Below are 25,919 nucleotides of genomic sequence, written 5' to 3' on the forward strand. Positions count from 1 at the left end.
AAAAAACCCTTTCTCGTTGTGAGAAAGGGTTTTAAAATATTCTGCGGTTCTAATTATACTAGATCTTGAAAGATAGAGTGCATTAATCTTTTCTTGTCATTAATGCTCTCTTCTAGCGAGATCATCGTTTCTGTACGATATACACCATCTATATCATCTAGTAAGAATATAACATTCTTTGCGTGATTCGTATCTCTTGCTCTTATTTTACAGAAGATATTAAACTTACCTGTAGTTACGTGAGCGACAGTTACAAACGGGATTTGAGCAATGCGCTCAAGCACAAAAGTAGTTTGTGATGTCTTATTAATATATACACCCACGTATGCTATAAAAGAATAGCCTAATTTTCCGTAATCTAGTGTAAGTGAGGAACCTGTGATAATTCCCGCTTCTTCCATCTTCTTAACACGTACGTGTACAGTACCTGCAGAGATGAGTAATTTTTTTGCTATATCTGTAAAAGGAGTTCTTGTATTCTCGATAAGCATATCGAGTATCTGGTGGTCTACTTCGTCTAATTTGAACTTTGCCATTGTATCTGCGTTTTTTGAATATAATGCAAAAATAATAGAATATTACTGATTATTCTGCAACAAGCGCCTCTTATTTACTAAAACGTTATCGTAAACTTTTTACCCCCTATTTTTTACCTTAAATCGAGACTATACTACACAAGTTTGAAGCTAGATGCACTATCTACTTCTTGATGACAAAAAACACCTGTACCTAGCACCTCTCCAAGAGGTTCTGGAGTAAATAAAATAGCTCCATCTTCTACCGTTTCTTTATACTGCGATTTCTCAATAGCTACTCCTTTACTATGCAAATCACAATAACACTTACTATGCTCTGGTATCATTTTATAATCCTCAACGGGGTAGGATATATCTTTTTGACAAGCCTCAATAGCATACAATAATGATGCAAAAATGTATGCTCGTGTTTTTTCGCGAGCATAGTCATTTGGGTAATGACCTGCTTCAAAAAGTACGGTTGCTACCCCAGCTTCTTGAAAAGCATCTCCCACACAATTGTTATTAAAAGCATCATTATATAGCCCTATATTTCCACTTAAATCGTCTTGCAAATTTTTAAAAATATGTGTGATTACACTAGCAGATTGCTTACGCGAAAATGTAAAATTTCTTTCCTCATTTGCCGAAGGTGCAAGGAAGGAAAGTATAGATGGTTTACCTGTATTTTCAAAACCATAAATGGTGCGTTGCCCGTGTAAGTTGAAACAAAAATCTGGCTTAAAATCATTAAAAACCTGAAGTAATAATTTTGATTCTGGCTGACTCAAATCTTGAGAATCTCGATTAAGATCTACGTCGTTTGCATTATTTCTAGTCCACATTTTTGACCCGTCAGGATTAAGCATAGGGATCATAAAAAACGTACAATTATCAAGCACATTTTTCACATCATTTTGATGCTCATTTTTTTGTAAAAAATTACAAAAATCAAGTACAGATTTTGTGGTTGTAGATTCGTTACCGTGCATCTGTGACCACATTAAAATTTTAGTTTTTCCAGATCCAAATTTTACCGAATAAATAGGACGTTTTTCCACAGACTTACCTTCTATAGAAACAGTAAATTCTTCTGGTAAATTTTCAACAAAATTTGTAATAAATTCTGGCAAAATGTAGCGACCAGAAATAGCTTTCTCACGGCAACTTACAAACTCTTCTAAAACCTTAGATAATATCATAATCTTACTTTGAATGACAAAGATACTTTTTTTGAAATTAGCTCTTACAAGTGTTGCGTTACAATTGTAAACAAGGATTCTTTACACAAATGGAGCGTTACTATTGTAAAATACAGTTCAAATAGATAAAATTCATACTCATTATAATTTTTACATTGTAAATCAGTTACTTAAATATTAAAATATAAACTGAAACTTTAATCTATTTATAAGTAAATTTTATGTTTAACAAGTATAGATTGCCATAGTTTACAATTGTAACGTATCTTTGTTGTATACAAATGGAAACACTACTTGACAATACAAAATTTGCAAAGCGACTTCAAAAAATTATGGAGTCACACGAGCTTAGCGCCACATCATTTGCAGAAAAACTATCTGTAGGTCGTGCAACAATTTCCCACCTTATGGCGGGCAGAAACAAGCCCAGCTTAGACTTTGTTATGAAGGTAGTAGACACCTTTCCAAATGTAGAATTAGAATGGTTACTTTACGGGAAGAAAACCACTCCAAAACCGCCCCCTCCTACTCTAGAAAAAACGATAATTGAGCCACAAGAAAACTCACAAAAAAACCTCTCCAACTCGCTCCAAAAAACTACCGAAGAGCAGACCCCAAAAACAGCTCAAAAAAGCATAGAAAATATAGGCACTTTTTCTTCATCAAAATCGGTAATTAAGAGAGTGATTATTTTCTTAGAAGATGGAACTTTTGAAAGTTATGAAATGTAGTTTATCTCATTATCTAATTAAATAACCTAGGTCATTTTCGGCAATTTAAAACCTTCTAAAAAAGAGGTCTCAAATTACGAGTTCCAACTCTTTGTATATTATTTTTGTAGTCTATGAAACGTATCTTTTTTTACTCGGTTGCTGCTTGTTTTTTTTTCGCTTTAAGCTGTAAAAGTCCAGAGCGAGATTGCGCAAATTTTAAGACCGGCACCTTTACTTTTGAGACACTTCTAGATGGCGAACTTGTAGCCACAACATTTACACGTAACGATACTCTTGAAGTAGATTTTTTTAACGGTAAAGCAGACTCCTCTTCTGTGCGATGGATTAATGATTGTGAGTACATCGTTAAGAAGTTGAACCCAAAAAGTATGAGTGAAGAAAAAGCACTCCATATGAAAATCATAGCTACTGACGGAGATTTTTATACCTTTGAGTACTCCCTCGTAGGAGAAACCAACAAACAACGCGGAACCGCAAAAAAAACGACTAACTAATGTTTGACATTCTTACCACTGCAGATGCTTGGATTGCACTGCTTACGCTTACCTTTCTTGAAATCATATTAGGTATAGATAACATCATCTTTATATCTATCGCCGCAGAAAAGCTTCCGCAAAAGGATCGTAAAAAAGCGACTAATATTGGTCTTGCACTTGCAATGGGTATGCGTATCGCATTACTTTTTGGGATATCGTGGCTTGTGGCCTTAAGTGCTCCTTTCTGGCATATAAACGCAAGCTGGATAACAGGAGGGATAAGCTGGCAAGCGGTTATACTTCTTGCAGGAGGTATCTTCCTTATCTGGAAGTCTGTACACGAGATACACGAGAAGGTGGATGAAACAGGACTAGAAGAAGAAGAGATTTCAAAAAAGAGCTCTACTACGCTAGGTAATGCCATTGTACAAATTGCAGTAATCAACCTTGTATTCTCTTTTGACTCTATACTTACGGCTGTCGGGATGACTAACGGACTCTCTGACAATCCAACAGATGCATTAATCATTATGGTGATAGCAGTTGTTATCTCTGTGGGGATAATGATGCTCTTTGCAAACCCTGTAGGAAACTTTATTGCAAAGCACCCATCTTTACAGATTTTAGGGCTGTCATTCTTAATTTTAATAGGTTTTATGCTTATTGCAGAAGGCGCGCACCTATCACACCTAGAAATCTTTGGATCAAGCGTAGGAGCCATCCCTAAGGGTTATTTATACTTTACGATTGCCTTCTCATTACTGGTAGAGTTTATAAACTTCAAATACAGAGCGATGAAAACAAAAGACTCTGGAGCACAAATACAAATGAAGAAAAATGTAGAGCACCTTAAAAAGGACTAACATCTTTCTTACAGAATGTAAAAAGTGTCTTTAGGCTACGGCTTAAAGACACTTTTTTTTATGTGATAAATTATCGATTTATTTTATGGAGCTTAGTTTTACAACTTAGAAATCATCATCATCCATAAGTCTTTCTATCTTGCGTTTTTCCCAAGTTTTATTAAATATAGGGCTCCAGCCATACACCTCAGAGGCGTGACCTACAACACCCCAGCCCCATCCTAGTATAGGAAAAAGTGCCCAAGGAAAACTGGTAGACATCACATTAAAATAAATAAAGACAGGCACCATAATTGCATAAATAGTGAAGTGTATGTAAAATCCTTTGAGTTCTTCTACCTTCTTTTTTGCACGTTGATAACGTTTATCCTCTAGATACTCTGTTTGCTTAGGTTCAAAACTAGCTTGTCCAGCTTGTGTAAGTAACGGCACACCTACTTGAAAGTTTGCACCATCATCTTTTATAACAACATCACTACTCGTAAGCAGGCCGTAGCGCTGGCGTATGTTTTGTAAACCTACACCGCTACTCTTCTTGACTACTTGTTTTTTCTGGATGTTATTAGTCACATATAGCGTATTTCCCTCTTCATAGATTCTTATATGAAGCTTATTTGAAGGAGTGACTTGGTTATGCTTTACAGCATTTTCTAATAGTAATTGTAACGATAGCGGCACCACCTTGTACTCTGAGTGAGAAGATTGCTCTGGTATGTCTACCACAATACTGTCTTCAAAACGCATTTTGATAAGATTCATATACGTACGAGCAAAGGCAAGCTCCTCTTCTAGAGGCACTAGTTCTTTATTTTTTTGCTCCAGTACATATCTGTATACTTTTGAAAGCGAAGTGGTAAACTTGGTTGCCTGTCTTGGGTTTTCCTCAATAAGACTTGCCAGCACATTTAAACTGTTGAATAAAAAATGAGGATCCAGCTGATTTTTAAGTGCATCAAACTTTGCAGAAGCGGCTCCTGCAATAATTTTAGATTCCTTTACTTTACTCTCTTGCTTTCTCTTCCAGCGACTCACCGCATAAAACGAGGTAGTTGCGACAGCTGTTATTATAAAAGGAAATATATAATCCTCCAGACCTTCACTAGCCCAATATTGTTCTAAAGGAATGTTGTAATACCTTGTGATAAGTAGTAATCGCAGTACAAACACCGTAACTAAAGTCACAGCAATATGCGCAATAAGCGCATAAGTAAGCACCTTAAAATTCCACAGAGTAGCGGTAAAACGTTTTCTAAAGTTTACTATAACCATCGTATTTACTGCATACAGCGCTACAGAAAAGATTTGATTTTGGATAAAAAAGGTTATCACTCCATCTCCATACCAAGGGTTACCCAGCACATACAGTATGATACTATGAACGATAAATATGGTTAAGCCTACAATATTTGCCTTTGCAAACTCTGTTAGATAATACTTCATTTCTTCTTAATTACAAGCCTCTGCACTTTCTAAAGCTCTTTTTACATTTCCTTTGGGATGGAACTCCGTCTCAGGTTTAAAGGTAGCAAAAAGCTCAATGGCGCGCTTTAACTCTGCGCAATACGGTTCTATTGAGCTGCCAAAGTACTTTGCACTCCCCATATCCCACTGTGCCTTATCTGCTATAAAAATGGGATTATCTGGATCTTTCTTAACCATTTTCTGGTACAGTTCGCCTATGGTACCGGCATATTTCATTCCGTACTTCATACCATCATAAGCTACCCACACGGTATATAGCTGCGCTTGTAGATAATCTGCATACGGGTTATCTTTTTCTATCGTACGCATTGCATTGATATACTCCTGCGCCTTATCTCCATTTACTTTAAGCGTTGTTTCATTTTGGTTTTCAAAATCTCGCCAGTTCTTCACAATGGCTATTTGTGCCACGTGGTACGAGGGCAACCAGTTATCCTTTTCTACCGTTGCGATACGCTCAAAAAGATTTGAAGCTTCATCAAGTTTATCTTGATCCCAGAGTTCCATTGCTTTGCGCATACCCTGCTCATATTTAGTTTGAGCTACAAGGAAGGTACTGCTGCATAATGCGATAATAATAAGTAAGTGTTTCATAATAGTGTTGTTTTGATTGATGATGTAAAGATGGTTTTAAGTACGCTTTTGCGAAAGCGTAATCTACCCAATTGTCATTTATACAGTCTCAGCTGTAATTTTCTTACCAAGTCTCGTCTTACGCATCCAGTAAGAGATGAAAATTATCCCAAAAACCGAAGGTAATAGCCAACTCAACAATGACGGTAACACGCTATTTGTAACAAAAAAGGCTGTAAAAGCAGCAATGTATGCCCCAGAAATTTTTGCTATATGTAGTCGTAAGTATTTCTTGCGCAATAGTTTTAAATCTCGCATTGCTCTTAAATCATTTATGGCGTTAAGTAAGCCGATGGTGCCAAAAACCACAAGCACCCAGCCCATTGTAAAACTTTTAAAAACGAGATACAATCCGTAACCTACCATACCTAAACCTATGATAGCCATAGACCAAGAGATCACTTTGTCCCAGCGTAGATCTGCCATTTTGCGCACGCTCTTAAACCTAAGCGCTCTGTACCCAGAAAGCACGAGATAGACACTAAAGAGTCCTACCACAAACAGAAACGGATTGTTGTGATCTGGCAGTAGCGAAGCCACAATACCCGAAATACCCGCTGTAAGCATCCCATAATAAAAAATCATCCCAGACTTTTTGTGCCACACATTACCCTTACGAGCAATGACAGAAATAGTACCAGAGATGAGAGAAATAAACCCACCTACTGCGTGTAGCGTGATAAATATCTTAAAGAAAGTAGCATAGTCCATAATTGATATATTTTGATGTTGAGGATATCGGCTATTGATTGACACTACAAATATGAACCGTAACTTAAGGATTACAAAAACCATACGACCCAATTGAACAAATAAGCTACCGAGTTGTAGTTTTGTATCAACCAGTACATTTACTTATGATTGTAAAAGAGCTTTTCCCTAGATTTCATCCAGAACTTATAGAAGAGATCAACACGCACGGCATCATAAAAGAGCTCCCTGCTCAAACAGAGTTACTACGTGAGGGACAATATGCAAAGGTTATACCTATTGTGATAGAAGGCCTTGTAAAAGTGTACTCTCGTTATGGAGATAGAGAGCTCCTGCTCTACTACATTCATCCAGCAGAGAGTTGTATTATTTCTTTTTCTTCTGGCATCTCACAATTACCTAGCCGTGGCTATGCTATCACAGAGACGGCAGCGACATTGCTCCTTCTGCCTGTCAAAAATGTACAACAATGGCTTAAAAGCTATCCAGCGCTCAACACCCTTTTCTTTAAAAATTATGATGCTCGCTATCTTGATATGATGAATGCCGTAAACCACCTCCTGTTTGATAAGATGGACACCCGCATACTAGATTACCTCAAAGAAAAAACACGTGTGACCTCTTCTCAAACATTACATATCACTCATAAAGAAATAGCCACAGACTTAGGTACTGCTCGAGAAGTAGTAAGCAGGATTTTAAAAAAGCTAGAGGCCGAAAACCATATCACCCAAGAGGGACGCACCATAAAAATCAAGTAAGTGTGACCATAGTCACCGTTTAATGGAAAAGCTCCCATTACATTTGTGCTGTATTATTATCTAAAACAACACATTATGAAAAAGAATATGGGAAATCTAGACCGCGGTTTACGTATTGCAGCAGCGGTAATAATAGGTATACTTTATGCAACCCACGTTATAAATGGCACCCTTGCACTTATACTAGGCATTCTAGCATTGGTATTTATCGCGACAAGTTTTATCTCATTTTGCCCGCTTTATGCTCCATTTAAACTGAGCACCTACAGAGCCAAAAAATAACCCCCTTACATCGCAAGCCCTCACAAGTCATATGGTGAGGGTTTGTTTTTTATACGCTTTCGCGAAAATAGGTATCGTAATTATCCTAAAACGAGCACTGTCTATACTTTAAGAATACCCTATCTTTGCGGCTTCTTAAAAACGACCTATGAAACGCATTTTTAACAACTTTACTGCAAATCCTAAAAACGATATTCTATCTGGCATCACCGTTTCTCTAGCAATGATACCTGAAGTAGTTGCCTTTGCCTTTGTAGCACAAATAAGCCCTATTGTTGCTTTATTTGGAGCATTTGTTATTGGTATTATCTCTGCGCTTTTTGGCGGTAGACCAGGGTTAATCTCTGGTGCTGCAGGAGCTGTTGCTGTGATTTTTGTACAGATGATTCAAGAAGGCCACGCAAAGGGATTACTATTTGATCAGCCTGTTGAAAATATGGGGTACTTCTATTTACTCGCCGCTGTGGTATTAATGGGAGTTATTCAGGTATTTGCTGGCTTATTCAAGCTAGGGAAGTTTGTGCGTTTAATACCACACCCAGTAATGATGGGGTTTGTAAACGGTCTAGCCATCGTTATATTTCTTGCACAACTAGGGATGTTTAAAGAAAATAAGAAAGATTACGCTGGTGACAATATGCGTAAAACAGCTTCAAAAGAGCTCGTTTATACCGTATCTGACAATGAGGTAAAAGACAAAGTTTCTAATACCGTACTATTTACAATAGAAGGAAACTCAGTCATAAACAAAGCAACAAACAAGGAAGTTTTTGTACTCTCAGACGGACAAGTTTATGATACAAATACACAAAAGGTAGTTTTTAATGCTTCACAAGATGGCTTTTACTCTGTAAAAGACAAAGGAGTTGTAAAAACCTGGATGAAAGGCAAGTCACTCTTTACAATGATAGGCCTTGTACTACTTACAATGCTCATTGTATGGGGATTACCAAAATTAACTCCTAAAATTCCTGCCGCACTTACAGCTATTGTTATTGTATCCTTAATATCGATTTTTGGAGGCTTAGATGCTGTAAACGTAGGTGAGTTTATAAGAGATGGTGGTGGTGCCGGTTTAAATGGTATGGCAGAAATTTCAAGCAAGCTCAATGTATTTCACCTATGGAGCAACCTACCATTTAACCTTGACACACTTAAATTTATAGCGCCATATGCATTTCTTGCAGCTTCTGTAGGACTTATAGAAACCTTGATGACTATGAACCTGGTAGATGAGATGACAGACTCTAGAGGTAATGGAAACAGAGAGTGTGTCGCACAAGGAGCAGGTAACATCGTGAGTGGTGTTTTTGGAGGAACTGGTGGTTGTGGTATGATAGGCCAAACAGTTATAAACATTAACGCTGGAGGTCGTGGTAGACTCTCTGGTGTAATGATGGCAGTCACGCTACTTACCTTTATCTTATTTGCAGACCGTTTTATAGAGCAAGTGCCTATTGCTGCACTCGTGGGTGTAATGTTTATGATGGTTATTGAGACATTTGCTTGGTCTAGTTTTAGAATTTTAAAGAAAATACCAGTATCAGATGCATTTGTTCTTATTATAGTATCTGCAGTGACTGTATTTTTTGATCTTGCTATTGCTGTATTTGTAGGTGTAATTATAGCAGCCTTATCATTTGCTTGGAGTAGCGCTAAGAAAATTAGAGCTAGAAAGAAATTTAAAGCAGATGGCACAAAGGTATATGAGATCTGGGGCCCATTATTCTTTGGAAGTATTCAGAGTTTTAATTCTAAGTTTGACATAAACGGTGATCCAGACCACATAGAAATTGACTTCATAGAGGCAAAAGTCGCAGACCACTCTGCCCTAGAAGCTATTTTTGTACTCCTTGAGAAGTATGAAGCCGTAGGTAAAACAATCACACTCAAGCACCTCAGTACAGAGTGTAAAGACTTAATGCGCAAAGCCTCTCCTAAATTTGACAAAGTAATTGAAGAAAGTGTAGATGACCCTCGTTATCACGTACTTTCTGGAGTGCTAGACACTGAGGCCTAGCAATATAAAAAATGAAACTTGTCTAAGAGGAAACACACACCTCTAAAAACAATAGAGGCAATCTCTAACGAGCTATAACACTCACATCAACCAATTGAGTTGAAAGACAAAAAAAAGGCGCTATAAAGCGCCTTTTTTAATATCGAATAGTATCCAACAACTATGACATATTAAGAACCTATAAAACCTACACCCGCTGTTGCGTGTGATTGCGTATCAATAAGTATAAATGACCCTGTTTGCTTATTATCTAAAAACTGATCATTAAGCACCTGCTTACTAAGTTGTATCGTTACCTTACCTATATCGTTAAGCACAAGTTTATCTGTAGCATCTACACCAGAAAAGTCTGTATGTACAATGCTATTTATACTTTTTACTTTTCCTAAAATTTGAGCCGTACCCTGCTGTACTAAGTATTTTGTACCAGGTACAAGTGCATTATTATCCATCCAGCATACAGTAGCCTGTAGCTCTTTAGTAAGACTAGGTGCTTGCGCACTTTTAACTAAGATATCACCACGACTTACATTTACATCATCCTCTAGCGTGATGGTACACGAGTTACCAGCATCTACTTTAGTAAAAGATGCATTATAAAATAAAATATCTTTTATTACAGAAGATCTACCAGAAGGAAGAACCGTCACAGCATCACCTACTGCTAGCGCTCCTCCAGAAACTTTACCTGCATATCCTCTAAAATCGTGATATTGATCCTGCTTAGGGCGTATAACGGTTTGCACTGGAAACCTTGCTCCCACCTCCTCTACTTGAGAAGGATTTAATTGTTCTAAATGTTCTAGTAAAGTCTCACCGTCATACCAAGGCATCTCAGTAGAGGCATTTACCACATTATCACCTTTTAAAGCACTTATAGGCACAAAAGTGATACGTTGCGCTTTAAACTGTTGCTTTTGCGTAAGCGCTCCAAAATCTGAAACAATCTTATTAAAAGCCTCCTCATTATAATCTACAAGATCCATCTTGTTTACCGCAACCACAATATCTTCTACACGTAGTAAATCGTTTATAAAAAAGTGACGGTACGTTTGCTCTACCACTCCTTTACGTGCATCTACAAGAATAATAGATGCTTGTGATGTAGATGCTCCAGTCACCATATTACGAGTATACTCCACGTGCCCAGGTGTATCTGCAATGATATAACTCTTCTTTGCCGTGCTAAAATAGATGTGTGCTACATCTATAGTAATACCCTGCTCGCGCTCTGCTACCAGACCATCTGTTGCAAGTGAGAAGTCTAGATAATCAAATCCATTTGCCTTACTCTTCTTTTCTATCGCCTCCAGCTTATCTGTAGTGAGCGATTTTGTGTCGTATAGTAACCTCCCTATTAGAGTACTCTTACCATCATCTACGCTTCCAGCGGTTGCTATCTTTAATACGTCCATTGTATTGTGTCTTAATCTTTGAATTTCTTTTACGCTTTCGCGAAAAGTTAAACAGCCTTACTTCTAGAAGTATCCCTGTTGTTTACGTTTTTCCATTGCGGCCTCAGAGCGCTTGTCATCAATACGAGCACCTCGTTCTGAAATGGTAGAGGTACGTATCTCTCCTACTACTTTCTCAATAGTGTCTGCTGTAGAGAGTACTGCTGCTGTACAAGACATATCACCTACCGTTCTAAAACGCACTGTGCGCTCTACTACCTCTTCATCTTCTGCTCTAAAAACTACATCATCTTGTGCAGACCATAACATACCATCTCTTAAGAAGGTCTTGCGCTGGTGTGCAAAATAGATACTAGGAATTTCTATTTTTTCTGAAGCAATATAGCTCCATACATCTAGTTCTGTCCAGTTACTTATGGGAAACACGCGCACATTCTGACCGTGATCAATATTTCCGTTTAAGAAGTTAAATAACTCTGGACGCTGGTTCTTTTCATCCCACTGTCCAAAATCATCACGCACAGAAAAGATACGCTCCTTAGCTCTTGCTTTTTCCTCATCACGACGTGCACCACCTATAGCCGCGTCAAATTTAAACTCCTCTAGCGCATCTAGAAGTGTGGTGGTTTGCAACATATTACGACTGGCATATTTACCCGTCTCCTCTGTAACCCTACCCTCATCTATGGCATCTTGTACGTTACGTACTATAAGCTCAAGACCTAGCTCTTTTACAAGCTTATCTCTAAAGGCAATTGTCTCTGGGAAGTTGTGCCCAGTGTCTATATGTAATAATGGAAAAGGAATCTTAGCCGGAAAAAAGGCTTTTTGTGCTAGTCGTACAAGCGTTATACTGTCTTTCCCTCCAGAAAATAATAACACTGGACGGTCAAACTGAGCTACGACTTCTCTAAAAATGTAAACCGCCTCACTCTCTAATGGATTGAGTGCAAGAGTAGCCTTAGTATCTATAATAGGTTGTGTTGTAATATCCATAATTTTTTTAAAGGTGTATGCCGCACTCACGGTGTGCTAGCACTTTTGTAGGATCATAATAATCTGTCTCGTTAGGAAGGTTATGCTCCTTAAGGTAGACATCTAGATCACTATCGCTATAATTATAAAACGGACTCACTTTAAGTACGCCTGCTTTACTTACACTAAAAATATCTAGTGAGTCGCGCAGAGCAGTTTGCCCCTTGCGTAAGTTTGTAAACCACACATCTGGCTTTTGTGTCGCCATTGCTCTAGTAAATGGTTCAATCTTTACTTGCTCTGTAAACACTGCGTGCTGTGGGTCATCTATAGATGGGATACCCATAAGGATATCTCTGTGAGCCCTCGTTTGTTTAGGCACATAGAGGTCTATTTGTAAGTCTAGCGTCTCTATAAGCTCTTGTGCGTGTGTGTAGGTTGCTTTTGTGTTATAACCCGAGTCACACCATACAACAGGCAGTTGTGGTGCTACTTGTGTCACTGCGTGTAGCAATGCTCCCTCGTAGGGTCTAAAATTTGTTGTTATAATAGCTTTGCTAGCCTGTGCTATGGCGTAGCTTATTACCTCTTGCGGCGTTGCAGTTGCAAAGCGCGCGTTGAGGGCGTCTATATCACTTGCTGTGTACATAGTTATGATGCGGTTTTTCCCCAGTTAATTTTATTCCAAATGCGCTCGTGCGCAAAGTAAAGAATAAGTTTTGTTAAAAAATCAATAGAGGCAATAGAAGTGGCTAGTAACCACTCACCTGTTAATAGGTATGAAACAAAAAGAGTATCTAATGTACCAACGAGTCTCCAGCTTAATGCCTTTACGATACTACGCATAGGCTTTTCTGAAGTTTTATCTTTTTGGTATGATTTACTTTTCTCTTTGTCTCTTTGTAAAAAGATTTGATCTAAAATCATTGTTTTGTCTAATATACATCTATTAATCTATGGGATTACTAGACTAATGGGCAAAAGTAAGTAAATTTTTGGGCTGAGCAACAATTTTAGCATTGCTTTTACATTTACCCATAGCCCACATACAATTCAAAACATTGATATACAATAGACTATCTACAACACCCTACATACAAACTCACTTCTTCATTTAGAAAAAAATGCTATATCCATACTCGCTAGCCCCGATTGTAATGAAAATCCCGCAATGTAGCGCAGCGCAATGAGGAATTGCAATGTAAAGCGGGTTACTACTTTTAATGAGAAGCTCCTACCCTAGTGCTCCTTAAACGAACACGTTAAACAAAAAAACCTCTTGAGATAGCTCAAGAGGTTTTTTATAAGGGTTATGAAGTGGTCTTACTGATTCATAGAAATCAAGAATTCTTCATTATTTTTTGTGCTACGTATACGATCACTCATAAACTGCATTGCCTCTACTGGGTTCATATCTGCTAGATACTTACGTAATACCCATAGACGTTGTGAGGTGTCTTTACTGTGTAGTAAATCATCACGACGTGTAGATGAAGAGGTAAGATCTATAGCTGGGAAGATACGGCGGTTTGCAATATTGCGATCCAACTGTAGCTCCATATTACCGGTACCTTTAAACTCTTCAAAGATTACTTCGTCCATTTTTGAACCAGTCTCTGTAAGTGCTGTCGCTATAATAGAAAGTGATCCTCCACCTTCTATATTACGTGCTGCTCCAAAGAAACGCTTAGGTTTATGTAGTGCATTTGCGTCTACCCCTCCTGAAAGAATCTTACCAGAAGCTGGCTGTACGGTGTTATATGCTCTTGCGAGACGTGTGATAGAATCTAGTAGTATGACTACATCGTGACCACACTCTACAAGGCGTTTTGCCTTCTCAAGTACAATGTTTGCCACTTTTACGTGCTCGTGTGCTTCTTTATCAAAGGTAGAGGCTACAACCTCTCCCTTTACATTACGTTGCATATCTGTTACCTCTTCTGGTCGTTCATCTATAAGGAGTACAATCTGGTATACCTCTGGATGGTTTGCAGCAATGGCATTTGCAACGTCTTTAAGTAACATTGTTTTACCCGTTTTAGGCTGTGATACTATCATACCACGCTGCCCTTTACCTATAGGTGCAAACATATCCATCACTCGTGTTGAGATACTGGCTTGACGCTCTGCTAGGTTAAACTTTTCTGTAGGAAATAATGGTGTGAGATGCTCAAAAGAGACACGATCTCTCACAATGTTAGGGTTGAGACCGTTTATACGGCTTACTTTAATAAGTGGGAAGTACTTTTCTCCCTCTTTTGGCGGGCGTATCACACCTAGTACAGTGTCTCCTGTTTTAAGACCAAAGAGACGTATTTGTGATTGTGATACATAAATATCGTCTGGTGATGCTAGGTAATTATAATCTGAGCTACGTAAAAAGCCGTAACCATCTTGCATAATGTCTAGTACTCCCTCGCTTTCTATAATACCTTCAAACTCATAATCTGGCTCGCGGTAGCGGTTGCGATTATCCTTATTACCGTTGTTACCGTGTGTATTACCATCTTTCTGGTTACGGTTATTACGGTTGTTATTGCGGTTATTATTATTGTTACGATTATTATCGCGAGATGAGCGCTTGTCGTTGCTCTGGCGGTTGTCATTGCTAGAGCGCTTATCGTTATTATTATTAGAACGCTTGTCTTTATGAGTATCGCGTTTTTGAGGTGTTTTTGCCTCTTCTGTATCTTTTACCTTAGCTTTTGCTGGCTCACGCTTTACGGCTTCCTTCTTTGCTGGAGCCTCTTTTTGTGCTGGGGCTTCTTTTTTGTCTTCTGGAGTGGTAGCTTTTGCCTCTGTAGTAGCCTTAGGTGCTCTAGGTGTACGTGGCTTACGCTCTTGCTTAGGCTTAGGTGCTGGAGCAGCTTCTTCCTTACCTTTTGGCACTACGGCCTCTACCTTTTTTGGGTCTGCAGCTTGCAGGTCTAGTATTTTATAAACTAGATCTAGTTTTTTTAAGGATCTAAACTTAGGAACGTTTATTCCTTTTGCAATTTCTTGAAGCTCGGGAAGCTTCTTTGCTTTTAATTCTGAAATGTCAAACATCTAATAATGTAGTAAATTAAAAATCGAGTGATTATTATGTATCAAAAGAAGAATTTGATACGAATATTGAAGTAATTAAATAACAAGCGGAGAGCTTGTTATGATATTATACAACAATGATACAATTTTATTTTTAAAGTTTTCTTAGCAATATCACAAAATGAAACTTATTTTTGCTGGTAGATAAAAAATGTAAAAGATTTGATACAACGTATTCAAACCGTTTATTTATTACTTGCAGCGCTTGCCTCTTTAGGCTTGCCGTACGCCTTTAGCCTATATGCAGATGCTACGGGTGAAGCTGTATGGGCTGCAGATGAGGTACTTTACATTACTCTTTTTAGTGTAAGTGCTGTACTCTCATTTATTTCCATATTTTTATGGAGCAAAAGACAAAACCAATTCGTCTTAGGACGTCTTAATATCTTATTAAACTTTGTTTTATTAGGTGTATTGGTATATCGATCACAAATCTTATCTGGAGGGACGGCGGTTCTTGAGAAGGGTATTGGGATGATCATTCCGCTTGTTTCTATCGTTTTACTAGTCTTGGCAAACAAGGCAATCAAGCGCGATGAAGATCTTGTAAAATCTGTAGATAGATTACGATAGACTTATAAAATCTTAGTTTTATTAGTGCGTAGAAGCCTCCTTTTAATCTTGGGAGGCTTTTTTTATGGCTTGTTTTTTGGCGATGAATGGAGGATGTAGCTGCTATTATACTAGTTGCCATTAAGATGGAAGAAATTAAATTGCGGTGGTTATAGTTCTATGTACGCTTTCGCGAAAGCGTATTTACATTTCAAATCAAATAACTTTACAAACACAAAACGAGCTTGTAATATCTCTCCATTAAACCTTTTCATAAAAACTGCGTCTTAACATAAGGACTAACCAACTCTCTCTTTATGAAAAATCTTATCGCAACGCTCTTACTTATGGTAATTGTTCTTTGCTCTTGTAGCACTACAGATGATGAGCAGTATACTCCAATAGATGATAATCAACTAGCAGAATTAAACTTACCTGAGGATTATTTTAACTATGCAAATATTGAACTTCCTGATTACTATGCAGAGAGTCAATTTCCTGATCAGTTCCAGTTTCAGTCTGTAACGGCATATGACAACACGCCAAGCAACAACGTAGTTACAGATGCAGGAGCAACACTGGGGAGAGTACTTTTTTATGATAAAAAATTAAGCGCAAATGGTTCAACCTCTTGCGCGTCTTGTCATCAAGCTGCAAACGGTTTTTCTGACGTACGTGTTTTAAGTGAAGGTTTTGATGGTGAGTTTACTAGAAGACATTCTATGGGTCTTGCAAATGCTAGATTTTATGCCGACGGACAGTTTTTTTGGGATGAACGAGCACAAACGCTAGAAGAACAAGTATTAATGCCTTTTCAAGATGAAGTAGAGATGGGACTAACCCTCACAGAGCTTGTCCAGATAGTAAATGACCAAGAGTATTACCCACCATTAATGAGTGAAGCCTTTGGAGACGCTACAATTAACACAGACAGAATTTCTAGTGCGCTCGCTCAGTTTGTAAGAAGTATGGTAAGTACCACCTCAAGGTATGATCAAGCGAGAAGTGAAGTTTCTTCTCCTCTTGCTCCTTTTCCAAGTTTTACAACGGAAGAAAACCAAGGAAAACAGCTCTTTTTTATACCTAGAGAACTTACTAATGGTGAGATGGCAAACTGTGCCGCTTGCCATCAAACAGAAGCTTTTGTAGGCCCATTACCTAATACTAATTTTACACTTACTTCTTTTGCTACAACAAATGGCCTAGATGCGACATCTACAACAGACTTAGGTGTAAATGAAGCTACTGGAAATCCTAATGACATAGGGAAGTTTAAAGTGCCTTCTCTTAAAAATATAGGTATAACTCCGCCATATATGCACGACGGTAGATTTCCTACCCTTGAGGAAGTAGTGAGCCATTATAGTTCTGGGATAAAAAATCATTCTAGCCTTATCACTCCTCTCGTAAACTCAAATGGTGAGGTGGGCCAGTTTAACTTCACACAAGCAGAACAAAATGCTCTTGTTGCTTTTCTTAATACACTTACAGATATACAAATGATAAGTGATGAGAAATACAGCAACCCTTTCAACTAAATATCTCCTATTTTATGAAATTTTACTTTTTGAGCTGCTCTTTACTGCTCCTTCTACGTTGTAGCTCTACAGATGAGACATCAGTAACACAGTCAACAAATGATAATACAGAAAATGCTCCAAACATTTTATTTATTATAGCAGATGATTTAGGAAAGGATGCAATATCAGGATTTACAGAAGGAACCATAAAAGCTCTTACTCCTCACATAGATGCCATTAGAAATGAAGGACTCTCTTTTTCTAATTTCTGGTCTTATCCTACCTGCTCCCCTACTAGGGCTTCTATACTTACTGGTAAATACGGTTATAGAACAGGGGTAAAATGGGCTGGTGATGAGATTAATCTATCAGAAAGAAGTTTGCAGCAATATATTACCGAAGAAAGTAGCAATGACTATGCGACCGCTATTATAGGTAAATGGCATCTTTCTGGCAATAGTAGCACCTTTAATCCAGAGGTATTTGGTATTGATTACTACGCTGGACTATTAAGAGGTGAGCCACAAAGTTACTATAACTGGCTACTTACAGAAGATGAAGTGAGCAATATCGAGACAGCTTATGCTACTACAAAATTTACAGACCTAGCTATAAACTGGGTAAATGCACAAGACAAGCCCTGGTTTTTATGGCTAGCCTATAATGCCCCTCACACGCCTTATCACGTACCACCTAGCGATATGCACTCTCAAGGCAACTTGCCTCCTTTTACAGATGGAATGGATGAAACACCATACTATATGGCTGCAATAGAGGCTATGGATTTTCAGATAGGGAAACTACTAGATTCTTTACCTGAAGAAGAAAAAGACAATACTGTACTTATTTTTATAGGAGATAATGGCACCCCTAATGAGGTAGCACAAAATCCATATAGCTTCTTTACGGCAAAAGGCTCCCTTAATCAAGGTGGTATAAATGTACCACTATTTATAGCTGGCAAAGGAGTTTTAAGAACAGGTAGTGATCACAACTTAATAACAAGTACAGACGTATTTACCACAATTGCACAACTAGCTGGTGTCTCTAGTAGCAGTATTAATGATAGTAAAAGTTTTAAACCCCTACTGTCACAGTCAGCCAGTATAAGAGATTATCAATATTGTGAAAAAGATGACGGAGTAAACAACCTCTGGACTATAAGCAATGGTGATTATAAGCTTTTCCAAACCATTGATGGCGATGCCCAACTTTATGATCTTACTAGTGATCCTTACGAACAAGAGAATTTATTAAACGGAACACTTACAACTACCCAAAACGCCATAAAAACAGCATTGGAAACCGAACTGAACGGGATAAGAAATTAAGCTCCAGAAGCTACTAAGTTTATTTTTACCGCAATGAGTTATCGTTACAGAGAATCTTAAGTACGCTTTCGCGAAAGCGGGATCCCCTCCAGAAAAATTGAGCCACCCGAAGATAAAACCATAGCGTCTTAAATAAGTGTATATTTAAGCCAATCAATTAAACAACAAAACAATACAGGCTATCTAGCAATCCCGGTCGTTACCGGGAGCTTCGCTTGGTTTTAAAGTGGCCAGTTGTACAACGAGCTTTACAAATTAAAACCAAGAGTGTTTTACTAATCACGTTATCAAAGGCTAGCTTTTGATAAGCTTCGTATTGTAAAAAGAACGTCATTTATTAATGTGTGAATTCAATTTAAATTTTTTTAACCTTATTATAATAGCATCTGTATTTATAGGTTTCACATTTGGGCTACTACTTATTTTCACTAGGCGGATAAATCAAAAGGCTAATGTATTACTGGGCCTAGTAACGTTCATTATTGTTTTTTGGAATATATGGGTATTGAGTATAGATTTTCAAATAACAAATTATCTACCACATTTTTACTTAATACCGTTAAACTATTCTTTAGCTCTTGGTCCATTATTATATTTATATGTAAAAAAGACAACTAACTATAGTTATCACCTTTCTAAGAGAGATAGTATTCATTTCTTGCCTGTAATTATAGAACTATGCGTACATATTATTATTAGTCAAGATGCTCTTTCAAATAATGTTATTGGTATAGAAACAGAAACTTATCTTATACTAATGCCTATTACTCAACTTCTGGCAATTATCTCTATTATAACCTATTGTATATATGCACTTAGATTAATAAAAACCTATCATTCTTGGCTCAAGAAAAACTATAGTAATAATGATGCATATAGTTTAAGGTGGTTGTACAGATTACTTATCTTATTTGCAATACTTTGGTTTTTATTAGTGCCCTATACGTTTATAGACTATATAATCTATGATTTTCAATTAGATATAAGTGACTATTACCCTATTTATATGCTACTCTCTATTATAACAATTTGGATTAGTGCAGAAGCATTTTTAAGACCTGAAATAATTTTACTTGAGGCTAACAAACAAAATGATATTTACAAGACTAACTCATCTCAAGAAACCACAAAAAGTCCCTCTGAAGAAATCTTAACCAAAGCATCTTGGCTTAAAGAACAGATGGAAACTAATCTTTTTTACCTTAATTCAGAATTAACATTAAAGTCTCTGGCAGATAATCTCAATATACATCCCAATTTATTGTCCAAAATAATAAACGATGGCTTAGGTAAAAACTTTTCTGACTTTGTAAATGAATATCGTGTAAATGCCATTATTGATAAATTACACAGTGATAAATACGATCACATAACGCTATTAGGAATGTCTTATGAATGCGGTTTCAATTCAAAAACTACTTTTAATAGGGTTTTCAAAAATATTACGGGCGTAACTCCTATATATTATAAAAAGTCAATAAAAAGTACCCCTAAGAAGGATTAAAACTAGTGCCATTCTATAATATGGGGCTTTTGATACTTTACTTACGTACTAGATTTGATGAATATTTCAATCAAAAATCAAATGACATTTATGAACTCAAACTATTACTTAGTGCTCCTTGCTTGTTTAATAATATCTTGCAAAGGTAGGACGCAATCAACCGCAAAAAATTCTCAAACAAATGAAATAGAGAATTTGCATTTTTCAAAAGTTGACTTTAAAAAAAATAAGCCTACACCAAATAATTATTCAAATAGTTTTACTCTCAATAAAGATAAATTTCTCAGCATTGACTTTACCTTAGAAAAACCCCTTATTGAAAGTATTAAATCGCTAGCACCACACTTATCACAAGATCAATTATTAAATAAGGGAAATTTTCAGTTCTCATTTTTAGTTGATGGTGAAGTAATTTATGTAGAAAACCTAAACAAGGGAGCAGGAACAATTGACTCAAAAACTACGCAACTCAAACATTTAGTACCATTAGTTTATCCCACACAAATTGACTTTTGGGGTTGGTTTATGTGGTTAAAATTTATGAAACTAGGAGGAGGTCAAGATGTTCTTCTAGAAGGCAATCATTCTTTAAGTATCGAAGTAAGACCATATATAAAAGAAGATACATTGAAGATAGGCGAGATTCTTGCAAAAGGTACTATTAACACACAAGCCTTTATAGATAAAAGCTTAGTCCCTATTCAAAAAATACAACCTGATAGTGGTTGGGAATTATCTAATGACACTTACAACAGTACTAAAATAGAAGCTCTAAACAGAAAAATTGCACAAGGACGTTTTGAAGATATTAATGGCATAGTGGTTATAAAAGACAATAAGCTTTTAATAGAAGAATACTTTAATGGTGAAAACAGAAATAGCCTGCACGACCCAAGATCTGTGGGTAAAACTATTGCTTCAACAATGATGGGAATTGCAATTCAAGAGGGTTTCATAAAAAACGAAAACATCTTATTAAAAGATTTTTACAACCTAAAGTCTTTTGATAATTATAGTCCTAAAAAAGATGCTATAACCTTAAAATCTCTTTTAACAATGAGTTCTGGGCTTCTTGGTGATGATGCAGACTATAGCAACCCGGGAAATGAAGAAAATATGTACCCTACAAAAAATTGGGTAAAATTTACACTTGATTTACCTATGCAACAAGGTAGAACTATAGGAGAAGACTACATTTATTTTACAGCAGGTGTAGTGGTACTAGGAGATGTCATACATCAATCTGTCCCTAGTGGTTTAGTGTCTTATGCAGATAAAAAACTATTTAACCCTCTTGATATAACTGATTATAAGTGGCAATACACACCTCAAAAAGTTGGTAATACCGCTGGCGGGATACAGTTAAGAGCTATTGATTTTGCCAAATACGGACAATTATATAAGAATAATGGAAAGTGGAATGGCAAGCAAATTTTAAGTAAACAATGGGTTAAAAAGAGCTTAGCTAAGCAAGTAAAACGACCAACAGAAAATGGTCACTATGGCTATTTATTTTGGAATAAAGTCTATAAATATAACGACAAACAATATGAAGTATCTTATTGTAGCGGAAGAGGTGGAAATAAGATTTTTATTTTCAAAAACATCCCATTTGTCATCGTTATAACTGCTTCGGCATATAATAGTCCCAGTGCCCATACTAATGTTGATAAGATGATAAGTGAATATCTTTTACCAGCAATAATAGATAAAGATTAACGCCATTTCCCTTCTTTTAATAAGTAAAACAAGTCTACTCTAGGTGCGCCTGGAGTAGAATCTTAAAACTATTGACCTACAACAATCTATATAGAGTCTTCTAGATTTTATATTAAAAAAGGCTTTCTAAAATAGAAAGCCTTTAAAAGTGAATTTTTTATTTAACAGGTAACAACTCTTCATTTTTTAATGCCGTATCAACATCTACAGTTACATATTTATGACTGTTAAAAAACCTTCCTGAATCAGCAAGTTTTACTGTTGCGACTTTCTTCCCATTACTTTTCTCTTTAATTGAGGTTATTACCACTCTTTGACCTTTAACATTCTCGTAATTTGCAATTCCGCCTTTTTTAATAATAAAGTTTGCTTTCGGAAAATTGATATGCTTATAATTATTATAATCTACAGTACCAATTTGAAAAACATCTCCTTCATTAAAACTTGATTGAGGCTCTTGAGCATACAAAGAGACTGAAATAAATAACGCTAAAACTGAACTTAAAATGTAATTTTTCATAAAATTAAATTTAATATTGACACTACCTAATTTTGAAGAATCTTCAAAATATCAACACAATAAAATTGATAGTTAAAAATAAGGACATAATAAGTGAAAATAATTTAATAAAAAGTTAAACAACAAAAGACTGAGTTAAAAATCACCTTTGCTTAGACGAGGCTAAACGGTAGCTTTTGAGCTCATTGTGATTTGTAATTTTCATCATAAAGATTTTCTCATTTTATGATGGCAATAGCTTGTTTTAAAAGGTTATTTGACGCTGTGATATCGGTGATTTTTCGCGTTCTTATATTTACGCTTTCGCGAAAGCGGATTACTTCACAAAAAAAAGTAAGCAATGCGATGCTAAGGCCTTAACCTCATAAATAAATGTATATTTAAGCCGACAATTAAAAAACAAATTAATAGAGACTTAACAAGGAGTGTACAGGACTTGTATAGAGTAGTATTATCATAACCAATATTTGAAAGAACACTTTAAAATACACAATAAACTAATTAGAAAGATAGCTCTAGACAACTTAAGAGTTTTTGGAGTCATCATTATCTTTTTACCTATTTATTACAAATGGCGTAACGGAACTGATTTTATTTATAATGAAATTTGGCTTTGGATGTTTTTAGGATTTATTGCACTATTGAATATCCCTGTATTAATAATGTACCTCAACTATTATTTTGAAAATAAAAACACAATTTTCACTCTAGACAATGAAAAGGAAAAAATTATTATAACTCACTGTGGTATTAAAAAAGCGTATTTAAAAAGTGAGATAAAAAAATCCATCTATCACTTAGGTATTTATTACAAAAATGCACTAGACCGAGGAAGTAGAATGCCAATGCTTATATCTGATTTCGGATATTGGGAACTGGAATTTGAAAATGGAGATAGATACTATTTGACAAATATTTTGCACGATTTTATTCACGACACACCAAAAGTCGCTAATACTAAATATAGATTTCGATTTTATCCATACATAAAAAGAAATGACAGTAAACAAGCTATAGACTTAGATAAAATAAAAGTAAAGAACTAAATCACAGTTTTACTTAGTTATGAAATAACTAAAAATGAAGAAAACCGGCAGTGGTTAAATTAAAGTCTAAGCACATAACAGAACTTAATTCTAAGATTAGAAAATCTACTAAATAATATGAAATTCTACCTAAAAGGCCTTACCATTTTATTTACACTTCTTTGTTTCAGTTGTACCTGTGACGAGTCAGTTATTGATACATTTTCACTTTCGGATTTTGAAAAATCATTAATCCCATTTGACAATTATCAAGATTTGTTTTATGTAAATGAAAATGGTGAGCAAATAAGAGCCACTACTCAACCGCGAACTATTCAAATAGAGAAAAAATCTCGAGGAGCTGAAAGATGCGGATATTGGGAAGTTGAAACTATAACAAATTTCATCAATTTTAGTCAAAATGGGTTTTCAATACAATTAAATATGGAAACGTCTAATGATATTACTTCATTTGATATTAATTATGGTATTCAAAATAGTGATAATACTGAAAATGAATATTTTGAAACTCTAAGAAACCCTTCCAATGAGCAAATTGTTAATATCAATGTAAATGGATTTGAATTTGAAAATGTTTATGTTTTCAATAACAGTTTTTTAAACGAAAACAACACAATTGAGCTTATTTTGTATTCATCAGAAGGAAGAGGAATAGAACTTATAAGTTTTGAAAATGGAAATTACCTGAAGCTAGAATAATATTTTTTACTGACCAAAAACACTTAACAAAAAACAACCCTCTTCAAATTAAAACCCTTCTACCATTCAGCAGGTCATAGAGTATCATTAACTACATACTAATAGAAAGCAAGATTTTATCGAGGTAGTATTTGTTGATTTTAAAATTTCGCGAAAGCGGAATACCATAACACCACATACACTTATACTTTTTTGCACCTTCTAAGGGACTGATTACCAAAATCTATACTACATCTGAAAATCTGTATAAGAAACCTCCCACTTCTCACTCTTACCTTTGCCCCAGTAATTAAAAACGAAGCAAGATGAAAGATTATCAGTTTGGAAAAGATGGATGGATGCCAGATAGAATTACAGATGTTAAGGATAAAACCTTTTTAATTACAGGTACCACGAGTGGTACTGGTTATGAAGCAGCAAAAATTTTACTCGCTAAGGGTGCGACTGTTGTAATGCTTAATCGTAATAATACTAAATCTGCAAATACCATTGCTACTTTAAAACAAGAAATAGGAGACACCGTTAATGTGTCTAATATCGAGATGGACCTAGCCTCACTTGCATCTGTGAGAAAAGCAGCCGCAGAAGTACTTAAAACAGTACCTCGCATAGATGCCCTTATGCTTAATGCAGCCATTGCCCAAGTTCCCCAACAACAACTTACCGTAGATGGTTTTGAAAGTCAGCTAGGTGTAAATCACTACGGTAATTTCTTATTACAAGGTTTGTTGTTTCCGCTAGTAGAGCAATCTAATGGTCGTATTGTCACCGTAGGTAGTGAAGGATATAAAATGGGTATAAAAACGATACAGTTTAACGATATGAACTGGGATCATAACTATAACCCTAATAGTGTATACAGCCAGAGTAAGCTTGCACAAATTATGACTACCTATGAGTTACAAGACAGACTCAAAAAAGCTGGTAAGACTAATGTAAAAACCTATGCGTGTCACCCAGGTGCCTCACGTACCTCATTAATTAAGACAAGTGGCAGCCTTATAACTCGTTTTATGTGGCAACTTATGAAGCTATCACCCTTTGTACAATCTGCAGAGAAGGGTGCATATCCAGAGCTTATGTGTGCTACAGAGCCAGATCTTGATCAAACTGCCTTTTATGGCCCCACAGGAAGAAACTACTGGACGGGACCCGTGGGTGAATGCACCTTAGAGCCACACGCAAAAAATAAAGAAGTGATGGAGCAACTATGGAAAATGTCTGAAGAAGCAACAGGCTTTAGCTGGAATTTATAACGTGTTATACAAACATTTAGACTTAAAATTATACTATAACCTTAAGATATGGATATATTAAAAGCCGCAACAGACTGGGCAAAAGCAGAGCTATTTTCTACACCTTTTTTTGTACTCTTTGGGGTGGTGTTTATAGCTGCAAGTATAGGCTTCTGGCAACTGGGAAAAACAGATATTGCAAGAGCATACATTATACCTACACTGGTAGCGGGAGTATTATTAGTCACCATAGGTTTAGGGTTGTTTTTTACAAATAAGGCTAGAATCACACAGTTTGAGACCGCATACCAGCAGGACGCAACAGCTTTTATTACCTCTGAGATTGACCGTACAGAAGCAACCCTTAAGGAGTATACTACAGTTGTGTTTAGAGCTATCCCCATCATAATTATTATAGCTGCATTGCTCATTATATTTGTAAACACACCTAGCTGGCGTGCCATAAGTATCACTACCATAGCAATGCTTATCGTAATCTTACTTATAGATGGTACGGCTTATGCAAGAATAAACGATTATAACAAGCATCTAGTAAGTGCACAAAAGGATAATAGCTACTAGATAGTTAAAATAAAATAGAGATCTAAAACGTTATAAGTAACTTCACAAAAGCGAC

26 protein-coding genes are annotated in these 25,919 nt (G+C 36.3%); 15 read left to right on the plus strand and 11 right to left on the minus strand.

From position 1 onward, the window contains the following. Positions 1–53: 53 nt before the first annotated feature. Positions 54–536: an Lrp/AsnC family transcriptional regulator gene (locus ACJJVM_RS02435; RefSeq protein ID WP_013751723.1), complete on the minus strand. Its 483-nt coding sequence runs from the start codon at positions 534–536 to the stop codon at positions 54–56. 134 nt (positions 537–670) lie between these two features. Then, the gene (locus tag ACJJVM_RS02440; protein WP_405210690.1) at positions 671–1,717 is read right to left on the minus strand and encodes a M14 family zinc carboxypeptidase; all 1,047 of its coding nucleotides are present in this window, start codon (positions 1,715–1,717) and stop codon (positions 671–673) included. Positions 1,718–1,998: 281 nt separating this feature from the next. On the opposite strand from ACJJVM_RS02440, the gene ACJJVM_RS02445 reads away from it, so the two are divergent. The 3 genes from ACJJVM_RS02445 (at position 1,999) to ACJJVM_RS02455 (ending at position 3,790) form a co-directional block, all read left to right on the plus strand. Next, a complete protein-coding gene (locus ACJJVM_RS02445; RefSeq protein WP_405210691.1) occupies positions 1,999–2,448 on the plus strand; it encodes a helix-turn-helix domain-containing protein in 450 nt (149 codons plus the stop codon). A gap of 113 nt (positions 2,449–2,561) precedes the next feature. Beyond that, on the plus strand, positions 2,562–2,945 hold the full coding sequence (locus ACJJVM_RS02450) for a DNA topoisomerase IV (RefSeq protein WP_405210692.1): 384 nt from the start codon (positions 2,562–2,564) through the stop codon (positions 2,943–2,945). After that, complete coding sequence (locus ACJJVM_RS02455; protein ID WP_035328452.1) at positions 2,945–3,790, plus strand: TerC family protein; 846 nt, start codon at positions 2,945–2,947, stop codon at positions 3,788–3,790. Before ACJJVM_RS02450 ends, ACJJVM_RS02455 begins: the two co-directional genes overlap by 1 nt. A gap of 105 nt (positions 3,791–3,895) precedes the next feature. Here the strand turns inward: ACJJVM_RS02455 and ACJJVM_RS02460 are convergent, their stop codons facing one another. The 3 genes from ACJJVM_RS02460 to ACJJVM_RS02470 all read right to left on the minus strand — a co-directional run bounded on the left by ACJJVM_RS02460 (position 3,896) and on the right by ACJJVM_RS02470 (position 6,616). Beyond that, positions 3,896–5,230, minus strand: a complete 1,335-nt coding sequence (locus ACJJVM_RS02460; protein ID WP_405210693.1) for a histidine kinase — start codon at positions 5,228–5,230, stop codon at positions 3,896–3,898. A gap of 6 nt (positions 5,231–5,236) precedes the next feature. After that, on the minus strand, positions 5,237–5,866 hold the full coding sequence (locus tag ACJJVM_RS02465) for a hypothetical protein (RefSeq protein WP_405210694.1): 630 nt from the start codon (positions 5,864–5,866) through the stop codon (positions 5,237–5,239). Positions 5,867–5,944: 78 nt separating this feature from the next. Further along, the gene (locus ACJJVM_RS02470) at positions 5,945–6,616 is read right to left on the minus strand and encodes a DUF2306 domain-containing protein (RefSeq protein WP_405210695.1); all 672 of its coding nucleotides are present in this window, start codon (positions 6,614–6,616) and stop codon (positions 5,945–5,947) included. Between the two features lie 146 nt (positions 6,617–6,762). Between ACJJVM_RS02470 and ACJJVM_RS02475 the strand changes: the two genes are divergently transcribed. The 3 genes from ACJJVM_RS02475 to ACJJVM_RS02485 all read left to right on the plus strand — a co-directional run bounded on the left by ACJJVM_RS02475 (position 6,763) and on the right by ACJJVM_RS02485 (position 9,679). After that, positions 6,763–7,377: a Crp/Fnr family transcriptional regulator gene (locus tag ACJJVM_RS02475; protein WP_405210696.1), complete on the plus strand. Its 615-nt coding sequence runs from the start codon at positions 6,763–6,765 to the stop codon at positions 7,375–7,377. A gap of 75 nt (positions 7,378–7,452) precedes the next feature. Then, positions 7,453–7,659, plus strand: coding sequence for a DUF2892 domain-containing protein (locus ACJJVM_RS02480; protein ID WP_035336420.1), 207 nt, complete (start codon positions 7,453–7,455; stop codon positions 7,657–7,659). A gap of 148 nt (positions 7,660–7,807) precedes the next feature. Continuing rightward, a complete protein-coding gene (locus tag ACJJVM_RS02485; RefSeq protein ID WP_405210697.1) occupies positions 7,808–9,679 on the plus strand; it encodes a SulP family inorganic anion transporter in 1,872 nt (623 codons plus the stop codon). Between the two features lie 170 nt (positions 9,680–9,849). Here ACJJVM_RS02485 and ACJJVM_RS02490 read toward each other — a convergent pair whose 3' ends face one another. The 5 genes from ACJJVM_RS02490 to rho all read right to left on the minus strand — a co-directional run bounded on the left by ACJJVM_RS02490 (position 9,850) and on the right by rho (position 15,117). After that, positions 9,850–11,094, minus strand: coding sequence for a sulfate adenylyltransferase subunit 1 (locus tag ACJJVM_RS02490; protein WP_380035841.1), 1,245 nt, complete (start codon positions 11,092–11,094; stop codon positions 9,850–9,852). A 63-nt stretch (positions 11,095–11,157) separates the two neighbouring features. Further along, the gene (gene cysD / locus ACJJVM_RS02495) at positions 11,158–12,090 is read right to left on the minus strand and encodes a sulfate adenylyltransferase subunit CysD (RefSeq protein ID WP_298353974.1); all 933 of its coding nucleotides are present in this window, start codon (positions 12,088–12,090) and stop codon (positions 11,158–11,160) included. A 7-nt stretch (positions 12,091–12,097) separates the two neighbouring features. Beyond that, positions 12,098–12,718: a phosphoadenosine phosphosulfate reductase family protein gene (locus ACJJVM_RS02500; protein WP_038600638.1), complete on the minus strand. Its 621-nt coding sequence runs from the start codon at positions 12,716–12,718 to the stop codon at positions 12,098–12,100. A gap of 2 nt (positions 12,719–12,720) precedes the next feature. Then, positions 12,721–12,996 carry a DUF2061 domain-containing protein gene (locus ACJJVM_RS02505; protein WP_035328436.1) on the minus strand — a complete coding sequence of 92 codons (276 nt, stop codon included), beginning with the start codon at positions 12,994–12,996 and terminating at the stop codon, positions 12,721–12,723. Positions 12,997–13,392: 396 nt separating this feature from the next. After that, a complete protein-coding gene (gene rho / locus ACJJVM_RS02510; protein ID WP_298353982.1) occupies positions 13,393–15,117 on the minus strand; it encodes a transcription termination factor Rho in 1,725 nt (574 codons plus the stop codon). Between the two features lie 201 nt (positions 15,118–15,318). Between rho and ACJJVM_RS02515 the strand changes: the two genes are divergently transcribed. The 5 genes from ACJJVM_RS02515 (at position 15,319) to ACJJVM_RS02535 (ending at position 21,782) form a co-directional block, all read left to right on the plus strand. Beyond that, complete coding sequence (locus ACJJVM_RS02515; protein ID WP_035329128.1) at positions 15,319–15,729, plus strand: DUF4293 domain-containing protein; 411 nt, start codon at positions 15,319–15,321, stop codon at positions 15,727–15,729. Positions 15,730–16,025: 296 nt separating this feature from the next. Then, positions 16,026–17,246, plus strand: a complete 1,221-nt coding sequence (locus ACJJVM_RS02520; RefSeq protein ID WP_405210698.1) for a cytochrome-c peroxidase — start codon at positions 16,026–16,028, stop codon at positions 17,244–17,246. A gap of 14 nt (positions 17,247–17,260) precedes the next feature. Further along, complete coding sequence (locus ACJJVM_RS02525) at positions 17,261–18,559, plus strand: sulfatase-like hydrolase/transferase (RefSeq protein ID WP_405210699.1); 1,299 nt, start codon at positions 17,261–17,263, stop codon at positions 18,557–18,559. A 505-nt stretch (positions 18,560–19,064) separates the two neighbouring features. After that, positions 19,065–20,063, plus strand: coding sequence for a helix-turn-helix domain-containing protein (locus tag ACJJVM_RS02530; RefSeq protein ID WP_405210700.1), 999 nt, complete (start codon positions 19,065–19,067; stop codon positions 20,061–20,063). 90 nt (positions 20,064–20,153) lie between these two features. After that, on the plus strand, positions 20,154–21,782 hold the full coding sequence (locus ACJJVM_RS02535) for a serine hydrolase domain-containing protein (protein ID WP_405210701.1): 1,629 nt from the start codon (positions 20,154–20,156) through the stop codon (positions 21,780–21,782). A gap of 157 nt (positions 21,783–21,939) precedes the next feature. On the opposite strand, the gene ACJJVM_RS02540 is transcribed toward ACJJVM_RS02535, so the two are convergent. Further along, positions 21,940–22,302, minus strand: a complete 363-nt coding sequence (locus tag ACJJVM_RS02540) for a dihydroorotase (protein WP_405210702.1) — start codon at positions 22,300–22,302, stop codon at positions 21,940–21,942. Between the two features lie 467 nt (positions 22,303–22,769). Here ACJJVM_RS02540 and ACJJVM_RS02545 point away from each other — a divergent pair, with 467 nt between their 5' ends. The 4 genes from ACJJVM_RS02545 to ACJJVM_RS02560 all read left to right on the plus strand — a co-directional run bounded on the left by ACJJVM_RS02545 (position 22,770) and on the right by ACJJVM_RS02560 (position 25,864). Continuing rightward, positions 22,770–23,348 carry a hypothetical protein gene (locus tag ACJJVM_RS02545; protein WP_405210703.1) on the plus strand — a complete coding sequence of 193 codons (579 nt, stop codon included), beginning with the start codon at positions 22,770–22,772 and terminating at the stop codon, positions 23,346–23,348. A 117-nt stretch (positions 23,349–23,465) separates the two neighbouring features. Then, a complete protein-coding gene (locus ACJJVM_RS02550) occupies positions 23,466–24,047 on the plus strand; it encodes a hypothetical protein (RefSeq protein ID WP_405210704.1) in 582 nt (193 codons plus the stop codon). Between the two features lie 305 nt (positions 24,048–24,352). Beyond that, positions 24,353–25,303: an SDR family oxidoreductase gene (locus ACJJVM_RS02555; RefSeq protein WP_405210705.1), complete on the plus strand. Its 951-nt coding sequence runs from the start codon at positions 24,353–24,355 to the stop codon at positions 25,301–25,303. 48 nt (positions 25,304–25,351) lie between these two features. After that, positions 25,352–25,864, plus strand: a complete 513-nt coding sequence (locus ACJJVM_RS02560) for a hypothetical protein (protein ID WP_298354009.1) — start codon at positions 25,352–25,354, stop codon at positions 25,862–25,864. The last annotated feature ends 55 nt before the right edge of the window (positions 25,865–25,919 follow it).

The sequence above is a fragment of the Dokdonia sp. Asnod2-E02 genome (genome assembly GCF_045063915.1).
Classification (GTDB): Bacteria; Bacteroidota; Bacteroidia; order Flavobacteriales; family Flavobacteriaceae; genus Dokdonia.